Raw genomic sequence first — 806 nt, 5'->3', positions numbered from 1 at the left:
GTCGATCCTGGGGTATGGGCAACAGAAAATGCAAGTGGCGTTTATACTTCGGTTACACAAGTGATTCTGAGTTGCAAATTGTTGTCGATTCTTGGGGAAATATGTCAGAAGAAAATAGAGATGTTATTGTACAACTAGTAAAGATAATGTTTAAGAAAAAGTCCTTCTGAGCACGTTTGACCTTTGTAAGTAGAAAGTGAATCGGAAGATGTTAAAGTTCAATTTACACGATATTCTGATCGGAATGGGGAGCAAATGGATCTGGTTGACTACATCTTGTTACTGGGACCAGTTGTCTTAGCAATTCTTTATGCGCGAAGACCCGACAGGGGCTTGCCTCTTTTGGGTGAATCAGTTTGGTGTTTGTATGGTCTATTAATATTTTTCTCACTAGTGTTGGATGTATACATATTTAAGAGATTCTTGTTTCTTATCTATGTGTTTCCAGTTTTTTCAATAGTCTTAGGTGTAGTTGCTCTTGGAGTTTCGATCTATCAGTGGAAAAGTCATAAATGTCCTTCTGTAGAAGGAGCTTGCAATATCGTTGGTTCAATTCTAATTGTTTTAAGAGGGGGACTAACAATCTATAATTTTGATCCCATTATGATGCCTTAGAATATTTGGAGAATGACCTGACCTTGCTGAGGCAACATTCAAACAATTGCACCACCTAAAACTGATGAAGTTCAATTCTAATTAATATTACAGACAAAATGGCGAAATCAAAAAGTTACTGTAACATCTCTTCTGTAAATTATCTGTGTGGCGGAGTGGTGCTTGTTATTTGAGCGTAGCGAAAATAACAA

The organism is Gimesia panareensis (assembly GCF_007748155.1).
Taxonomy (GTDB): domain Bacteria; phylum Planctomycetota; class Planctomycetia; order Planctomycetales; family Planctomycetaceae; genus Gimesia; species Gimesia panareensis.
The sequence above is the reverse complement of the archived record's forward strand: the minus strand, read 5'-3'. Positions refer to the sequence as shown.